The following is a 14,940-nucleotide window of genomic DNA, read 5'->3' on the forward strand; positions in this document are numbered from 1 at the left end:
ATTGGTTGAATCAATCGAATTTACCGATCCACAGGCGCCACCTAATGTGGGTCGGGCCTCCCCCGATTCCACCTTTCGCCAGTCCACAGGTAGAGACCCATGAAAAGCGAAGCGAAGTGCCCCTTCAACCATGCCGTCGTCGGTGACGCGACGACCAACCGCGACTGGTGGCCGAACCAGCTGCGCGTGGACCTGCTCAACCAGCATTCCGCGCGCTCCAACCCGCTCGATGCCGGCTTTGATTACGCATCGGCGTTCAAGAGCCTGGACTATGCCGCGCTGAAGGCAGACCTGAAAGCACTGATGACGGACTCGCAGGACTGGTGGCCGGCCGATTTCGGTCACTACGGCGGCCTGTTCATCCGCATGGCGTGGCACAGCGCCGGCACCTATCGCATCGGTGATGGCCGCGGTGGCGGCGGCCGCGGCCAGCAGCGCTTCGCTCCGCTCAACAGCTGGCCGGACAACGTCAGCCTGGACAAGGCGCGACGCCTGCTGTGGCCGATCAAGCAGAAGTACGGCCAGGCCATCTCCTGGGCCGACCTGCTGATCCTGACCGGCAATGTCGCGCTGGAGTCGATGGGCTTCAAGACACTGGGCTTCGCCGGTGGCCGTCCCGATACCTGGGAACCGGATCAGGATGTGTACTGGGGCCGCGAAACCACATGGCTGGGCGGTGACGTGCGCTACAAGCACGGCTCCGAAGGCGTGGTGGAATCCCACGGCGTGCTGGTGTCCGATGACGATGCCGATGGCGACGTGCATTCGCGCAAGCTGGAGAACCCGCTGGCCGCAGTGCAGATGGGCCTGATCTATGTGAATCCCGAGGGCCCCGACGGCAATCCTGACCCGGTACTGGCTGCACATGACATCCGTGACACGTTCGGCCGCATGGCGATGGACGATGAAGAAACGGTGGCGCTGATCGCCGGCGGGCACAGCTTCGGCAAGACCCATGGCGCCGGCCCGGCAGACAACGTCGGCAAGGAGCCTGAAGCGGCCGATCTGGAGAGCCAGGGCCTGGGCTGGGCCAACAGCTTCGGCAGCGGCAAGGGCGGCGACACCATCACCAGTGGCCTGGAAGTCACCTGGACCCGTACTCCAGCGCAGTGGAGCCATGACTTCTTCGAGAACCTGTTCAAGTACGAATGGGAACTGACCAAGAGTCCGGCCGGCGCGCATCAATGGGTGGCCAAGGATGCCGAGGCGGTCATTCCCGATGCGCACGACGCCTCGAAGAAGCACCGCCCGACCATGCTGACCACCGATCTGTCGCTGCGCATGGATCCCGCCTACGAAAAGATCTCGCGCCGCTTCCTGGCCGATCCGCAGGCGTTTGCCGATGCGTTCGCGCGCGCCTGGTTCAAGCTGACCCATCGCGACATGGGGCCGCGCGCGCGCTATCTGGGGCCGGAAGTGCCGGCCGAAGAGTTCATCTGGCAGGATCCGCTGCCGGCCGCAAAGCACCCGCTCATTGATGCCAGGGACGTGGCCACGCTGAAGCAGGCGATCGCCGCAAGCGGCCTGAGCGTCCCTGAACTGGTCTCCACGGCCTGGGCATCGGCCTCCACCTTCCGTGGCTCGGACAAGCGGGGCGGCGCCAATGGTGCGCGCATCCGCCTGGCACCGCAGAAGGACTGGCCGGTAAACCAGCCCGCCCGTCTGGCCAAGGTGCTGGCCGCGCTGGAAAAGGTGCAGAGCGGGTTCAATGCCGGCAGTGAAAGGCAGGTGTCGCTGGCCGACCTGATCGTGCTGGCCGGTGGCGTGGGCATTGAACAGGCCGCCAAGGCCGGTGGGTACGACATCAGCGTACCGTTCACTCCGGGCCGTACCGACGCCAGCCAGGAGCAGACCGACGTGGAATCGTTCGCGGTGCTGGAACCGGCTGCCGATGGGTTCCGCAACTACCTCAAGGGCGCCTACAGCGTTCCGGGCGAAGCGCTGCTGATCGACCGGGCGCAACTGCTGACGCTGACCGCCCCGGAGCTGACCGTGCTGGTCGGTGGCCTGCGCGTACTGGGTGCCAATGCCGATGGCAGCGCGCACGGCGTCTTCACCGATCGGCCCGGGACACTCAGCAACGACTTCTTCGTCAACCTGCTGGACATGGGCACGCAGTGGAAGGCCACCGGTCGTGAAACCTACGAAGGCCGCAGCCGCAACGACGGCGCCGCACGCTGGACCGCCACCCGTGCTGATCTGGTGTTTGGATCCAACGCGGTGCTGCGTGCGCTGGCAGAGGTCTATGGCAGTGCAGACGGCGAGAAGAAGTTCGTGCAGGACTTCGTCGCGGCGTGGACCCGGGTGATGGAGCTGGACCGCTACGACCTGCACGGCTGATCACCGGCAGGCCCGGCGCTGCTGTCGGAAGGCCCACCGGGCATGGCCCGGCGCTACCACTGAAGGGCTCGCCGGCATGGCCCGGCGCTGCCTTGGGGGCGTTCGCGTTACAGCGCGTCGATGTCGCCCAGCGCGCGGATCAGACGCCGCGCGCGCTTGTCCGGCTTGTGCTCCGGTGGCTGGAAGCCGTCGCGCGCGGCGATGCGCAGTGCGCGCTGCTCGGCGCGCCGTGCCTTCGAGGCCTCGCTCTCGGCATACAGCTGGTGCGCGACCGGGGCAGGCCCGCGCTGGTCGCTCAGGCCCATCACCTGGATCTCGAAATGCTCCTCGCCGCGATCGACCTGCAGGTGCTCACCCACGCGCACCGCGCGCGAGGACTTCGGCCGCTGACCGGCCACGCTGACCTTGCCGGTTTCGATGGCCTGCTTGGCCAGGCTGCGGGTCTTGAAGAAACGGGCCGCCCACAACCAGATGTCCAGACGGACACTGGGCGACAGCGGGGAAAGCTCAGGCATCGGCAGGTACTACTCCGTTCGCTTGTTCAGGGGACGCGGATTGTCGGGGTCGGTGCGGCAGCCGCTGCCCCCGATCAGGGTCGGTGCTCCGGCAGCGAGATCCTGGCGCTGGCTGCCGACCAGACATTCGGGGCGGTCGGTCGGCCGCACCTGGGTATCGCCCAGCCGGTCTCCCGACGAACATGCGGCCAACAGGCCGCCAATCAAGGCCAACGTCATCGACCTCACCTGCTGTCGTTGATGCATTGCCACATCCCGCGAACCGGCTTGGTGCTAGTGTGCGCCTCCCGGGATTCGATCACCACCCCATGGCCAAAGCGCCGCTTGACCTGACCGCCGGCCCGATCGGCCGCAATCTCCTGCTGTTCTCGCTGCCGATCCTGGCGGGCAACATCGCGCAGTCGCTGAACGGTTCGGTGAACGCGGTATGGGTCGGGCGCTTCCTCGGCGAAGCGGCACTGACCGCCACCGCGAACGCCAACAACATCATGTTCTTCCTGATCGGTTCGGTGTTCGGCTTCGGCATGGCCTCCACCATCCTGATCGGCCAGGCCATCGGTGCACGGGATATCGCCCAGGCACGGCGCGTGGTCGGCACCAGTGCCACGTTCTTCATCGGCCTGTCGGCGATCATCGCCATCGCCGGCTGGTTCATGGCCCATCCGCTGCTGGCGGCGATGGGCACGCCGGCGGCCTCGCTGCCACTGGCCGAGGCCTATCTGCGCATCATCTTCCTGGCAATGCCGACGTTGTATGCCTTTGCCTTCCTCAGCGCCGCGCTGCGCGGTGCCGGTGACTCGCGTACGCCGTTCCGCTTCCTGCTGCTGTCGGTGGTGCTGGACATCGCATTGAATCCGGTACTGATCTTCGGCATGGGGCCGTTCCCGGAGCTGGGCATCGCCGGTTCGGCCTGGGCCACGCTGGTGTCGCAGACCCTCTCGCTGGGCGGCCTGCTGCTGTACATGCGGCACAAGCGCCACACGCTGTGGCTGGGTCGCGCCGACATGCGCCTGTTCAAGCTGGACCTGACCATCCTCAAGGCACTGGTGGTCAAAGGCGTGCCGATGGGCCTGCAGATGGTGCTGATCTCGCTGTCGGTGATCCTGCTGATGACCATGGTCAACCAGTACGGCACCGAAACTGCAGCGGCCTATGGCGCCTCGTTGCAATTGTGGAACTACGTGCAGATGCCGGCGATGGCGATCGGCGCGGCCTGTTCCACGATGGCCGCACAGAACGTGGGTGCCCAGCAGTGGGATCGCGTCCGCGGCACCGCACGCAAGGGCGTGCTGTTCAATTTCCTGCTGACCGGTGCGTTGATCCTGCCGCTGGTGCTGCTGGACCAGTACTCGCTGGCCCTGTTCCTGCCGCAGGGCAGCGAGTCGCTGCAGATCGCGCGCCACCTCAACCATGTGGTGATTGGCTCGTTCCTGTTCTTCGGCGTGAGCTTCGTGATTTCCGGCGTGGTGCGCTCGACGGGTGCGGTGATTCCACCGCTGCTGATCCTGGCCGCGTCACTGTGGGGCGTGCGCGTTCCGTTCGCCGAACTGCTGCAGCCCTATTGGGGCGCAGATGCAATCTGGTGGAGTTTCCCGGTCAGTTCTCTGGTGTCGATGCTGCTGTCGCTGGCGTACTACCGCTGGGGGGGATGGCGCAAGGCGAAGATGATCAGCACACCCGCGAAGGCCGAGGCGATTGCCACACCGTCGGAGATTCCCGCCTGCCCGCCGTCACCGGTGGCGGACCCGGATGCCGTGACCCGGTAGCGCCGGGCATGGCCCGGTGCTACCGCTTGTTCTTCGCGGCGTTGTGCTTGGCCGCCGCGCGCATCAGGGTCTTGAACGCCGTGGCATCGGGCATGGTACCTTCATGGATGTCGATCGCGCGCCGCGTGTTGCCTTCCAGGCTGGCGTTGAACAGGCGCTTCGGGTCCGGCAAGGCCGCCCCCTGGGCGAAGGTCAGCTTCACTGCCTGCTTGTAGGTCTCACCGGTGCACAGGATGCCGTGATGCTCCCATACCGGTGTGCCCCGCCACTTCCAGGTTTCCTGCACCTCCGGCAGCGCTTCATGGATCAGCGCCCGAACGCGTGCCAGCGTTTCACCGCGCCAGTCACCCAGTTCCGCGATGCGCGCATCGATCAGTGCGGCCGCGGGTGTTCCGGCGTCGTCGGGGTTCGGTGCATGCGTGGTCATCGTGTGCTCTCGTCGGCGGAACGTCCGGAATGGCGGGCTTACATGCGTTCGCCGGGCAATGCAGCGGCCTGGCGGACCCACTCGAGGAACTGCGCTTCATCCAGCATGCCCTCCTGCGTGATGTGCAGGTAGCGGGTATCGGCGCTTCTGGACGGCTCCGGTGGCATCGGTTGCAGGGCCGCGCCGCGGAAGAACGCAACCTTGATGTAACGGGCGAAGCAATGGAAGCTGAGGAACCAGCCGGCATCGGCGGCCACCGCGTACATCGGCGAGTTCCACTTCACCGCCTTGTGCACGCCGGGCACGGCTTGGCCGATCAGTGCGTCGAGGCGTGCGCCGATGGGCTGCTTCCAGTCCGGCATGGCGGCGATGTACGCCTGCACCGGCGCATCACCCTCGCCCTTGGCGATCTGCGGATTTCCCCCGGACAGGAGCCTGGGTGCAGTGGAAGGTGCGGCTCGCTTGGAAGGCATCGCACGGCGCATGCATGGGAATGAAGCCGCAGACTAGCGCCATCGGCAGCCTGCGGTCACGGCGCACTGCGCCATCGCTTCAGTCCGCCAGCGAGGCCAGGAACTGGCGCCATTCGGGCAGCTGTCGTTGGCGTTGAAGCGAGCGCATCAGGAGCGCCATCACCACACCGAACAGGCCGCCCGCCAGCAATCCGGCACCCAGCAGCAGGCCGAGTGGACGCTCACCGCCCTGCCACAGCAGCAGCCACATCAGGGCGCACCAGAACAGGCCGAACAGCAGCCCCTGCACCAGCGCGTTGATGCGGAAACCGGCCAGGATCGGCGGCGGCACAGCGACGCCCATCCGCCACAGCATCCGATGCAGCAACGGTGCGGACTGCGCGCGCGGCAGCCCCTTGTCGTCCAGCAGACGAAGCGCCGCGCGGATGCGGTCGGGATAGCGCAGGTCGTTCTTGTTCATCGCACGAACCTAGCGGATGCAGGAGCACAAACGCAAACGGCCGCCCGAAGGCGGCCGTCGCGGCAACAACCGGAGTTGTCTATCAGGCCTTTTCGGCCAGACGGGCAGCCTTGGCCTGCGCAGCGGCAGCCAGGTCTTCCTTGATGCGGGCAGCCTTGCCTTCCAGGCCACGCAGGTAGTACAGCTTGCCGGCGCGGACCTTGCCGCGGCGCTTCACTTCGACCGAGTCGATGATGGCGCTGTGGGTCTGGAAGACGCGCTCGACGCCGTAGCCGTGCGAGATCTTGCGGACGGTGAACGAGGAGTTCAGGCCGGCATTCTTGGTGCCGATCACAACGCCTTCGTAGGCCTGCACGCGCTCACGGTTGCCTTCCTTCACCTTCACGTTGACGACAACGGTGTCGCCCTGGCTGAACTTCGGCAGTTCGCGGGTGATCTGGGCGGATTCGAATTCCGCGACGATGGACTTGTTCAGCTTGCTCATGGGTTACACCGATTCTTGTTCGGGTGGGCGTGTCGATTCGACAACATAGGCTCATGCAGTCACCGGACTGTGCTGCACGTTTGTTTTGGGTACTGCGCACGCCAGCCGGGGCCGGCGGGAATTGGCCATGATAGCCGATAACGCCAGCCCTGCGCTAGGGGCTGGCCTTTTGTTTCCGGGCCTGACGGCCCTGCTCCAGCAGTTTGCGGTCGGTCTTGCCCAGCGCCTGTTCATCCAGCAGGTCCGGGCGCCGCTGGGCGGTACGGACCAGGGACTGCTGGCGGCGCCAGGCGGCGATGGCCGCGTGGTTGCCCGAGCGCAGCACCTCCGGCACGTCCCCCAGCGGGTGCTGGGCCGGCTGGCTGTAATGCGGGCAGTCGAGCAGGCCGAGGTCGCCCTCGAAGCTGTCCTGTGCCGCCGATTCAGCGTCGTTCAGGGCCCCCTCCTGCAGGCGGGCCACGGCGTCGATGATGACCGCTGCGCCCAGCTCGCCGCCGGACAGCACGTAGTCGCCGAGGGAAATCTCCTCGTCGACATTGGCTTCCAGGAAGCGCTCGTCGATGCCTTCGTAGCGCCCACAGAGCAGGACCATGCGCGGCAGCGCCGCCAGTTCACGGACCTTGGCCTGGGTCAACGGCGCCCCCTGCGGGCTGAGGTAGATCACCCTGGCCGGGGTCGGATCGGCATTGCGGATCGCCTGCAGGCAGGCCTGCAGCGGTTCGATCAGCATCACCATGCCCGGGCCACCGCCGAAGGGACGGTCGTCCACCCGGCGGTAGTTGCCTTCGGCGTAATCACGGGGATTCCAGCCGTGAAGGCTGAACAACCCTTTCTCCTGCGCGCGTCCGACCACGCCCAGTCCAGCAGACTGGGCGAGGAACTCGGGGAACAGGGTGATGACGTCGAAACGCATGCTCAGAACTCGGGATCCCAGTCGACCACGACCAGGTTCGCCTCGAAGTCCACCGAAACGACGAAGTCCGGCAGCACGAACGGGATCATCCGCTCGCGGTCGCCACGGACCACCACCACGTCGTTGGCACCGGTGCTGAACAGGTGCGAGACCTGGCCCAGGGCAACGCCCTCGGTCGTCTTCACGTCCAGGCCTTCCAGGTCGACCCAGTAATATTCATCCGGATTCGGCGGCGGCAGCGCGCTGCGCGGCACGTAGATCTCGGTGCCACGCATGGCTTCGACCGCGTCACGGTCCTCGACGCCGGGGAAACGCGCGACCAGGTGCTTGCCGCTGTCGCGACCCCGCACACCTTCAATCGTGGTTTCCACGCCGGACGGACTGCGCACGATCCATGGCTGGTAACGGAAAATGGCGGAACGTGGCTCGGTCCAGGACTCGAGCTTGATCTCGCCGCGCACACCAAAAGCGCCGACAATCCTGCCCAGCAGGATGCGGCGCTCGATATCTTTCATCTGCTTCAACCAGGAGGGCCACGCCGGAGCGTGGCCCGTCAGGATCAGGCCGCAGCGGCCTGGGACTTGGTCGCTTCCTTGATCAGGTTGCGGACCTTGTCGGTCGGCTGGGCGCCGTTCTTGACCCAATGGTCAACGCGGGCCAGATCCAGCTCGATGCGCTTCTCGGCGCCCTGGGCGACCGGGTTGTAGAAGCCAACGCGCTCGATGTTGCGGCCGTCGCGCGCGCTGCGCACGTCGGTGACGATGATGTGGTAGAACGGACGCTTCTTGGCGCCGCCGCGGGTCAGTCGAATCTTGACCATGGTGTGTTTTCCTATTGCCCAGTCGCCAGGATGGCGAGGTAAGCGGGCGATTATAGCGGCAGAGCGTGGCCGAGCCAACCCCACGCGTCACGGTAGCGCCGGGCCATGCATCCGTTCAGGAAAGCGGCTGCCAGGGCACACCGGCCAGTACCGCCCTGCCCTGTTCAGCCAACGCCAGCGAGCCACCCAGGGCCCGCCCATCAATGCTCTGCAGCGCCCAGAGTCCGCTGGCGTTGCAGGCAAACGCAGCCTGCACGCCTTGCAACGCGCCTGCCGGCAAGGGCCGGCACACCTGCGGTCCGTTCCAATGCGCACGCAGCAGGGCCTCTGCGGTACCCCGCAGCGCGGCGGCGCGTGGCCAGATCAGCTGGTGCCCATCATGCACGGCCACGTTCCAGGTCGTGCCCTCGCTGACGTGCCCCTGCGTGTCCACGAAAAGCGCGTCGTCAAACCCGTCGGCCATCGCCGCGCGCCGCTGCGCGAACAGGCCGAACGTGCCGACGTGCTTGATCTGCGGCAGCTCCCGCTGCCAGGTGACGCTGCGCACGCGGCGCGGCGTGGACAGCGATACCGGCGCGGATACCGCCACCAGCACATCGACCGCCACGCGGGCCAGTGGATCGCGGAAGTCGAAGTGACGCGAGAACACCGTCACCCGCAGCGAGGCGTCGGCAAGACCGGCCCTCTTCAGCGCCTGCGCCATCCAGCCCCGCACCTGCGCCGTGTCCAGCTCGCTGCCGAACAGGTCTCGTGTGGCCTGCGACAGTCGAGCCAGATGCAGGTCCAATCCCTGCACTGCTCCGCCACGCACCTGCAGCGAGGTGAAGTGACCGTAATTCACCAGCGCCGGCAGCAGATCCTCCACCTGCGCCGGCTGGCCGTTGCAGGTCAGCATCATCGCAGCAGCGCCTGCGCCTGTTCCCACATGCCGCGCAGCACGTCAGCGGCCGGCCGCGCCGGTGCCATCCACGCCGACTGCCCGGCCCAGGCCTGCATCGCCGCCAGCCGGTTCTCGCGTGTGGCCTGCGCGCGCATCGGCCCGGTCAGTCCACGCTGTACCGGGTACGGGCGCGGAGCCGGCGCACCGGCCGCCGCAGCGGCGCGTACATAGGGCGTTGCCAGGCCGCGGCCCAGTCGGCCACTGAACGCACGCGTCGGCCAGGTATCCTCCGGTTCCGTGATCGCCAGCGCGTCGGCCCAGGCCGGCGCCAGTGCTGCCTCCGGTGTGCGCAGGAACGCGGTGCCGATCTGCACCGCGCTGGCACCCAGCGTCAATGCCGCGGCGATGCCACGCCCGTCGGCGATGCCACCGGCCGCGATCACCGGAATTTGAAGATGGTCCGCAAGCCGCGGCAGCAGTGCGAACAGGCCGACCAACTGGCGTTCGGCCAGCGCCGGATCGAAGGCCCCGCGATGGCCACCGGCTTCAGCCCCCTGTGCCACCACCGCATCGGCCCCGGCGTCCTGTGCAGCCCGCGCTTCGGCCAGCGTGGTGGCACAGGCGATCCAGGCAATGCCGGCGTCCTTCAACCGCTGCACATGCGCGGGGGAAAGCACGCCCATGATGGTCGAGGCCACCGCCGGGCGCGCGGCCAGCAACGCAGCGAACTGGTCCTCGAAATCGGCTGGCGTGGCATCGGCCGCACTGGCCGGCACCTCCGGTCCCCACTGCGCGAGGAAGGCACGGCTGGCGGATTCGGCGACCACGTCGCGCGTCGGCGCCGGGTCCGGCAACCACAGGTTCACCTGCGCCGGGCCGGTGGAGATGGCCCGGAACTCATCCATCCACCGCCCGATATCGGCGGCCGAGGAGAGCACCGCGCCCATTGCGCCCATGCTGCCGGCATTGGCCAGCGCCGCCGACAACGGCACCGGACAGGCACCGGCCATGGGGGCGAGGAGGATCGGAAGCTGCAATGAAAAACGCCGACAGAAGGCGTCGGCGCGTTCAAGAATCGGCGATGCGTTCACGCGACATACCTGCGGGAGAGGTCGCCGCCCAGCATACGCCAGTCGTTGCAGGCGGGGTCGGATCCGAACAGGTTCCGCCCCCGATGTTGATCAACGGAACGGCATGCCGCGGCCACCCATGGCGCCCATCATGCCTTTCATGCTGCGCATCATGCCCTTCATGCCGCCGCCGGCCATCTTGCTCATCATCTTTTCCATCTGCATGTACTGCTTCATGAGCTTGTTGACGTCGGCCGGAGTCACGCCCGAGCCCTTGGCGATGCGCGCGCGGCGCGAGCCGTTGAGCAGGTTCGGATTGCGCCGTTCCTTCTTGGTCATCGAACTGATGATGGCGATCATGCGTGGCACTTCCTTGCCCTGGCTGACCTGCTGCTTGAGGTGGTCCGGGATGTTGCCCAGGCCCGGCAGCTTGTCCATCAGGCCGCCGATGCCGCCCATGTTCTGCATCTGCTCCAGCTGGTCGCGCATGTCGTTCAGGTCGAACTTCTTGCCCTTGGCGACCTTCTCGGCCAGCTTGGCCGCCTTGTCCTTGTCGACCTGCTGCTCTACCTGCTCGACCAGCGACAGCACATCGCCCATGTCCAGGATGCGGCTGGCGATGCGGTCCGGATGGAACACATCCAGGCCGTCCGGCTTTTCGCTGACACCGACGAACTTGATCGGCTTGCCGGTGATGTAGCGCACACTCAGGGCGGCACCGCCACGGGCGTCACCGTCGGTCTTGGTCAGCACCACGCCGGTCAGCGGCAGCGCATCCCCGAAGGCCTTGGCGGTGTTGGCCGCGTCCTGGCCGGTCATGGCATCGACCACGAACAGAGTCTCGGCCGGGTTGACCGCTGCGTGCAGGGCCTTGATCTCGGCCATCATCGCTTCGTCGATGGCCAGGCGGCCGGCGGTATCGACCAGCAGCACGTCGACGAACGACTTGCGCGCATCGTCGATGGCGGCGCGGACGATGGCTTCCGGCTTCTGGTCGGCGCTGGACGGGAAGAACAGCACGCCGACCTGTTCGGCCAGGGTCTTCAGCTGCTCGATCGCCGCCGGACGGTAGACGTCGGCCGAGACCACCATCACCTTCTTCTTGCGCTTTTCCTTCAGGTGCTTGGCCAGCTTGCCCACGGTCGTGGTCTTGCCGGCGCCCTGCAGGCCCGCCATCAGGATGATGGCCGGCGCCGGCACGTTGAGGTTCAGGTCGCTGGCTTCAGCGCCCATCACCGCGGTCAGCTCGTCGCGGACGACCTTGATCAGCGCCTGGCCGGGGGTCAGCGACTTCAACACTTCCTGGCCAACGGCGCGCACCTTGATGCGCTCGATCAGCGCCTGTACCACCGGCAGCGCGACATCGGCCTCGAGCAGCGCGATGCGGACCTCGCGGGTGGCCTCGCGGATGTTCTCCTCGGTCAGGCGGCCACGGCCGCGCAGGCGCTCGATGGTGCCGGAAAGGCGCTGGGTCAGGGACTCGAACATGCGGTGCGACCTGTCTGAAAACGGGGGACAATAAGGCACACAGTATAGCCGGTCCGCCCCTGCTCCCGGGCTGCGACACGGCGGCCGTCGCCAGCACCCCGGGGGTATGCGAAACTGCCACGATGACAATCGTTCTCATCGCCGTCCTGCTCTACCTGGCCGCCAGCGTCCTGCTGGTGCGCGCGCTCGGCCGCGATGGTGCCGTAGGTTCGCCCGCCTGGCTGTGGCCGGCGCTGCCAGCCATCGTGCTGCATGGCGGCTATCACGTGATGGTGGCGATGCGCACGAACGGCGGGCCGGACATGCATTTCTTCGCGGCGCTGTCGCTGGTCGGCCTGGGCATGGCCTGGCTGACGTCGCTGGTGGGTGCACGCGGCCGCATGTCCGCGCTGGGCGTGGTGGTGTTTCCGCTCGCGGCACTGTTGCTGCTGGCCTATCACGGCTATGGCCACGAGCCGAGCAAGGTGCTGGGCTGGCGGTTGGCCAGCCATGCCTGGCTGGCCCTGCTGGCCTACGCCACGCTGAGCATCGCGGCATTGCTGGCGATCATGCTGTGGCTGCAGGAACGCGCGCTGCGCCGCCGCGAATTCCGGCCCTGGCTGCGCGCCCTGCCCCCGCTGGCCGATCTGGAAGCGCTGCTGTTCCGGGTCATCGCGGTGGGCTTCGCCCTGCTCACGCTGACCCTGGTCACCGGCGTCCTGTTCGTCGATGACCTGCTTGCACAGAAGCTGGTGCACAAGACCGTACTGAGCGTGCTGTCGTGGATCGTTTTCGGCGTGCTGCTGATCGGCCGCCGCCGCTACGGCTGGCGCGGGGTGAAGGCGGTGCACTGGACATTGACGGCCATGCTGTTGCTGCTGCTGGCCTTCTTCGGCAGCCAGTTCGCTATCGTGGGGTTGTTCGCCCACCCCCGTTCACCGTATCACCGGCCCGCGGGGCAGGGCCCGGCGGCGCAGAGCAGTAGCGCCGGGCCATGCGCGGCGAGCGAGGCGTGCCTACAGGCCGTACCGCTCGATCACGTCCAGATGCGGCTGGCGATCCTGGTCGCAGGCTTCGGCCAGGCGCAGCCAGCACAGCGGATGTGCCCAGCCGGCGGTGGCCTGCTGCAGGAACCGGTGCAGCGCGAGCGGTGCGTGATCCTGAGGCTGGGCGATGGTGAACAGCAGCCCCGGCAGCGTGCCATCCTCGGCCTCCGGGTCGGTCACGGTGTAGTCGGGGCGGCTGTGGGCCCAGATTTTCCAGCCCTGCGCCTCAACCGCCTCGACCAGGGCATTCCAGGCGTCCTCACCCGGATGGGCGCCGTCGATCAGCCAGCTGCGGGCGAAGCCGCCCCGCTCCAGCACATGCACCTGTGCGTAGGTCGGGATGAAGTGCTCGCGTGCCTCCTCGTCTTCCGGTGCCGGATGCACCAGCGCTGCGTCGAACACCACCCAGTCACCCACCTGCTGGGCGCGGTTGGCCGGCGCGTTCTCGACGATGCGGGCGGTCACCGGGCCACTGCGCCGGGCGTAGTACTCCATCGGCTCGCCCTCTTCCTCGCTGCGGATGATCACCCAGCCCCACGGCTCTTCGACCACACCCTCGGTGCTGGACAGTTCCATGCCGATCGCCGCCGCCGACCGCCGCACGGCGTCCCAGTCATGCGCGGCGCTGGCGGCACTCATGTGGTCCCAATGCGCGGCATTGGGCTCCTCCAGCAGTTCGATCAGCTGCGCGTAGCAGGCCTGGGCATCGCTGAAGCGTCCGGTCTCCATGTACATGCGGGCCAGCGTGCCACGCGCGCCATGCGATCCCGGCGACAGCTCCAGCAGTGCCGTTGCCGCCTGCTCCAACGCCGGCCAGTCGGACACCCGGCGCGCGCGCTGCACCTCGCACCAGTGGGCGAACACCGGCACGCTGTCGCGGAAGACATCCGCCAACCGGCGCAGGCCGGCGTCATCGCCCTGTTCGGCCAGCCACCGCATCAGCGTGTAGGCCGCGGCACCATCGTGCTGCGGATGCGCCGCCACGAAGTCCCACAGCAGTGCGCGTGCTTCGGCCTGCGCGCCGCAGGCATTGAGCGCCGAAGCCGCCGTGTCGGCCAACGGCTCATCATCGGGACACTGTGCGTGGGCCTGCAGCAACCATTGCGCCTCCTGCTCGGGATCGCGCGAGTGGTTCTGCTCCCCGCGCGCTTCCAGCCACGCCAGCAGCTCCGTGGCCGGCACCGGCAACGGCGCGACCTCCGGCAGGCTTGCCACGCGTGCAGCCAGGGCGGCCACCAGCGCGGACGCGCCGCGGTCCTGGCGCAGCTGCGGAAGGTGGGCACGGGCCAGGCCCAGCTGCCGCTGCGCCACCCAGCGCGCGCCCCGCTGCAGCGCCAGCTCCAGGCTGAGTGCAGCCACCTCGATCAACAGCCGGTGCGAACCGACGCGGGCGAAATGTTCGATGATGGTGTTGAAGCGCGTACCCAGGTCCCAGGTGTTGCGCGCCGGATCGCGCCGGCACAACGCGGCGGCGGTGTTCGCCCACAGTCGCCAGTAGTTCGGCGTCAGCTCGCTCCACGGCACCATCTGCTGCAGCGCTTCTTCGTCGCGGCCCAGCTGTGCCAGCGCCCAGGCCTTGGACAGGCGGCGCGGCACGGTGCAGTTGGCCGGCTCATACTCGCCCGAAGCGACCACCTCGGCCTCCCGCTTTTCGATCAGCGCCAGCGCTTCCTCAGCGCGGCCCAGGCCCAGAAGGATCTTGATCTGCATCTCCGGGAAGCTGTCGAACACCTCCTTGCCGCAGGCCTCGATCGCGTCGGCCTGTGCCTGCAGGTAATCCAGCGCCTCCTGGCCCCGATCGTCGTCCAGCAGCGCGTCCGCCTTCTCGCAGCTCAGGCACTGGAAGCAGGCCCAGCTCGGATCGATGCGTGCCAGGGTCTCGTCGCAGACCTCGACCCGTTCGGGCACCCAGCCGGGGCCGTCGATGTTGCCGTAGCAGGCGGCCAGATCCTGGGTCACGCAGATCGACTGCGGGCACTCCAGGGTGTCCTCGCGATGCGCACGCTCGAACAGCGCGACCGCCTCGCCCAGTGCACTTTCACCTTCGACGCGGTTGCCCACGCGGTTGCGCAGCGCCCAGTGGCCGACGTAGACATCGACCCAGGGATTGTCCAGCGCCTTGCCCAGCGCACGCGCCTCGGGCAACAGCGCATCGACGCGGTCGACCTGCAGCTCGCTGACGTCGTCTGCAAGGCGGTTCAGCAGGTGCGCGTTCTGCGCCTGCCCGGCCTGGCGCAGGTCGCCCTGCAGTTTTTCTACCCAGTTCCAGATGTCCATGA

Annotated in this window: 15 protein-coding genes and 1 pseudogene; 3 read left to right on the forward strand and 13 right to left on the reverse strand. The window is 67.5% G+C overall.

What is annotated here, in order from left to right; genetic code table 11:
- Nucleotides 1-99 precede the first annotated feature (99 nt).
- The gene (katG, locus tag ACVOMM_RS03665) at nt 100-2,340 is read left to right on the forward strand and encodes a catalase/peroxidase HPI (RefSeq protein WP_481525901.1); all 2,241 of its coding nucleotides are present in this window, start codon (nt 100-102) and stop codon (nt 2,338-2,340) included.
- A gap of 107 nt (nt 2,341-2,447) precedes the next feature.
- Here katG and ACVOMM_RS03670 read toward each other — a convergent pair whose 3' ends face one another.
- Together ACVOMM_RS03670 and ACVOMM_RS03675 are read right to left on the reverse strand one after the other, a co-directional pair.
- Complete coding sequence (locus tag ACVOMM_RS03670; RefSeq protein ID WP_053518953.1) at nt 2,448-2,855, reverse strand: RNA-binding S4 domain-containing protein; 408 nt, start codon at nt 2,853-2,855, stop codon at nt 2,448-2,450.
- A gap of 9 nt (nt 2,856-2,864) precedes the next feature.
- Entirely contained in the window at nt 2,865-3,101 is a 237-nt protein-coding gene (locus ACVOMM_RS03675) for a hypothetical protein (protein ID WP_053518955.1), read from the reverse strand.
- A gap of 62 nt (nt 3,102-3,163) precedes the next feature.
- Here ACVOMM_RS03675 and ACVOMM_RS03680 point away from each other — a divergent pair, with 62 nt between their 5' ends.
- The gene (locus ACVOMM_RS03680; RefSeq protein ID WP_065174644.1) at nt 3,164-4,621 is read left to right on the forward strand and encodes an MATE family efflux transporter; all 1,458 of its coding nucleotides are present in this window, start codon (nt 3,164-3,166) and stop codon (nt 4,619-4,621) included.
- A 19-nt stretch (nt 4,622-4,640) separates the two neighbouring features.
- Here the strand turns inward: ACVOMM_RS03680 and ACVOMM_RS03685 are convergent, their stop codons facing one another.
- The 10 genes from ACVOMM_RS03685 to ffh form a co-directional block, all read right to left on the reverse strand.
- Nucleotides 4,641-5,048: a DUF1801 domain-containing protein gene (locus ACVOMM_RS03685; protein ID WP_053518959.1), complete on the reverse strand. Its 408-nt coding sequence runs from the start codon at nt 5,046-5,048 to the stop codon at nt 4,641-4,643.
- Between the two features lie 38 nt (nt 5,049-5,086).
- A complete protein-coding gene (locus ACVOMM_RS03690; RefSeq protein WP_053518995.1) occupies nt 5,087-5,521 on the reverse strand; it encodes a DUF1801 domain-containing protein in 435 nt (144 codons plus the stop codon).
- Between the two features lie 79 nt (nt 5,522-5,600).
- A complete protein-coding gene (locus ACVOMM_RS03695; protein ID WP_065174641.1) occupies nt 5,601-5,981 on the reverse strand; it encodes a DUF6404 family protein in 381 nt (126 codons plus the stop codon).
- An 82-nt stretch (nt 5,982-6,063) separates the two neighbouring features.
- Nucleotides 6,064-6,465 (reverse strand): 50S ribosomal protein L19, encoded by a 402-nt coding sequence (gene rplS, locus ACVOMM_RS03700; protein WP_053518963.1) that lies wholly within the window; start codon nt 6,463-6,465, stop codon nt 6,064-6,066.
- Nucleotides 6,466-6,619: 154 nt separating this feature from the next.
- Nucleotides 6,620-7,378: a tRNA (guanosine(37)-N1)-methyltransferase TrmD gene (trmD, locus tag ACVOMM_RS03705; protein ID WP_053518966.1), complete on the reverse strand. Its 759-nt coding sequence runs from the start codon at nt 7,376-7,378 to the stop codon at nt 6,620-6,622.
- A 2-nt stretch (nt 7,379-7,380) separates the two neighbouring features.
- Nucleotides 7,381-7,893 carry a ribosome maturation factor RimM gene (rimM, locus tag ACVOMM_RS03710; protein ID WP_053518968.1) on the reverse strand — a complete coding sequence of 171 codons (513 nt, stop codon included), beginning with the start codon at nt 7,891-7,893 and terminating at the stop codon, nt 7,381-7,383.
- Nucleotides 7,894-7,937: 44 nt separating this feature from the next.
- A complete protein-coding gene (rpsP, locus tag ACVOMM_RS03715; RefSeq protein WP_005415733.1) occupies nt 7,938-8,198 on the reverse strand; it encodes a 30S ribosomal protein S16 in 261 nt (86 codons plus the stop codon).
- A gap of 115 nt (nt 8,199-8,313) precedes the next feature.
- Nucleotides 8,314-9,096: an aminotransferase class IV family protein gene (locus tag ACVOMM_RS03720; RefSeq protein ID WP_481525902.1), complete on the reverse strand. Its 783-nt coding sequence runs from the start codon at nt 9,094-9,096 to the stop codon at nt 8,314-8,316.
- Entirely contained in the window at nt 9,093-10,169 is a 1,077-nt protein-coding gene (locus ACVOMM_RS03725) for a nitronate monooxygenase (protein ID WP_180875442.1), read from the reverse strand. Before ACVOMM_RS03725 ends, ACVOMM_RS03720 begins: the two co-directional genes overlap by 4 nt.
- Nucleotides 10,170-10,259: 90 nt before the next feature.
- Nucleotides 10,260-11,636 carry a signal recognition particle protein gene (ffh, locus tag ACVOMM_RS03730; protein ID WP_053518973.1) on the reverse strand — a complete coding sequence of 459 codons (1,377 nt, stop codon included), beginning with the start codon at nt 11,634-11,636 and terminating at the stop codon, nt 10,260-10,262.
- 122 nt (nt 11,637-11,758) lie between these two features.
- On the opposite strand from ffh, the pseudogene ACVOMM_RS03735 reads away from it, so the two are divergent.
- Nucleotides 11,759-12,550 (forward strand): annotated as a pseudogene (locus ACVOMM_RS03735) (cytochrome C assembly family protein); the annotation flags it as partial.
- A gap of 81 nt (nt 12,551-12,631) precedes the next feature.
- On the opposite strand, the gene ACVOMM_RS03740 reads toward ACVOMM_RS03735, so the two are convergent.
- A complete protein-coding gene (locus ACVOMM_RS03740) occupies nt 12,632-14,938 on the reverse strand; it encodes a tetratricopeptide repeat protein (RefSeq protein WP_180875441.1) in 2,307 nt (768 codons plus the stop codon).
- Nucleotides 14,939-14,940: the final 2 nt, after the last annotated feature.

It is taken from the genome of Stenotrophomonas sp. STEN009, from assembly GCF_056760395.1.

Excerpts from the sequence above, each read along its gene's own strand:
- katG (WP_481525901.1), top strand. The coding sequence starts at position 100 with ATGAAAAGCGAAGCGAAGTGCCCCTTCAACCATGCCGTCGTCGGTGAC.
- ACVOMM_RS03670 (WP_053518953.1), bottom strand. The coding sequence starts at position 2,855 with ATGCCTGAGCTTTCCCCGCTGTCGCCCAGTGTCCGTCTGGACATCTGG.
- ACVOMM_RS03675 (WP_053518955.1), bottom strand. The coding sequence starts at position 3,101 with ATGCATCAACGACAGCAGGTGAGGTCGATGACGTTGGCCTTGATTGGC.
- ACVOMM_RS03680 (WP_065174644.1), top strand. The coding sequence starts at position 3,164 with ATGGCCAAAGCGCCGCTTGACCTGACCGCCGGCCCGATCGGCCGCAAT.
- ACVOMM_RS03685 (WP_053518959.1), bottom strand. The coding sequence starts at position 5,048 with ATGACCACGCATGCACCGAACCCCGACGACGCCGGAACACCCGCGGCC.
- ACVOMM_RS03690 (WP_053518995.1), bottom strand. The coding sequence starts at position 5,521 with ATGCCTTCCAAGCGAGCCGCACCTTCCACTGCACCCAGGCTCCTGTCC.
- ACVOMM_RS03695 (WP_065174641.1), bottom strand. The coding sequence starts at position 5,981 with ATGAACAAGAACGACCTGCGCTATCCCGACCGCATCCGCGCGGCGCTT.
- rplS (WP_053518963.1), bottom strand. The coding sequence starts at position 6,465 with ATGAGCAAGCTGAACAAGTCCATCGTCGCGGAATTCGAATCCGCCCAG.
- trmD (WP_053518966.1), bottom strand. The coding sequence starts at position 7,378 with ATGCGTTTCGACGTCATCACCCTGTTCCCCGAGTTCCTCGCCCAGTCT.
- rimM (WP_053518968.1), bottom strand. The coding sequence starts at position 7,893 with ATGAAAGATATCGAGCGCCGCATCCTGCTGGGCAGGATTGTCGGCGCT.
- rpsP (WP_005415733.1), bottom strand. The coding sequence starts at position 8,198 with ATGGTCAAGATTCGACTGACCCGCGGCGGCGCCAAGAAGCGTCCGTTC.
- ACVOMM_RS03720 (WP_481525902.1), bottom strand. The coding sequence starts at position 9,096 with ATGATGCTGACCTGCAACGGCCAGCCGGCGCAGGTGGAGGATCTGCTG.
- ffh (WP_053518973.1), bottom strand. The coding sequence starts at position 11,636 with ATGTTCGAGTCCCTGACCCAGCGCCTTTCCGGCACCATCGAGCGCCTG.
- ACVOMM_RS03740 (WP_180875441.1), bottom strand. The coding sequence starts at position 14,938 with ATGGACATCTGGAACTGGGTAGAAAAACTGCAGGGCGACCTGCGCCAG.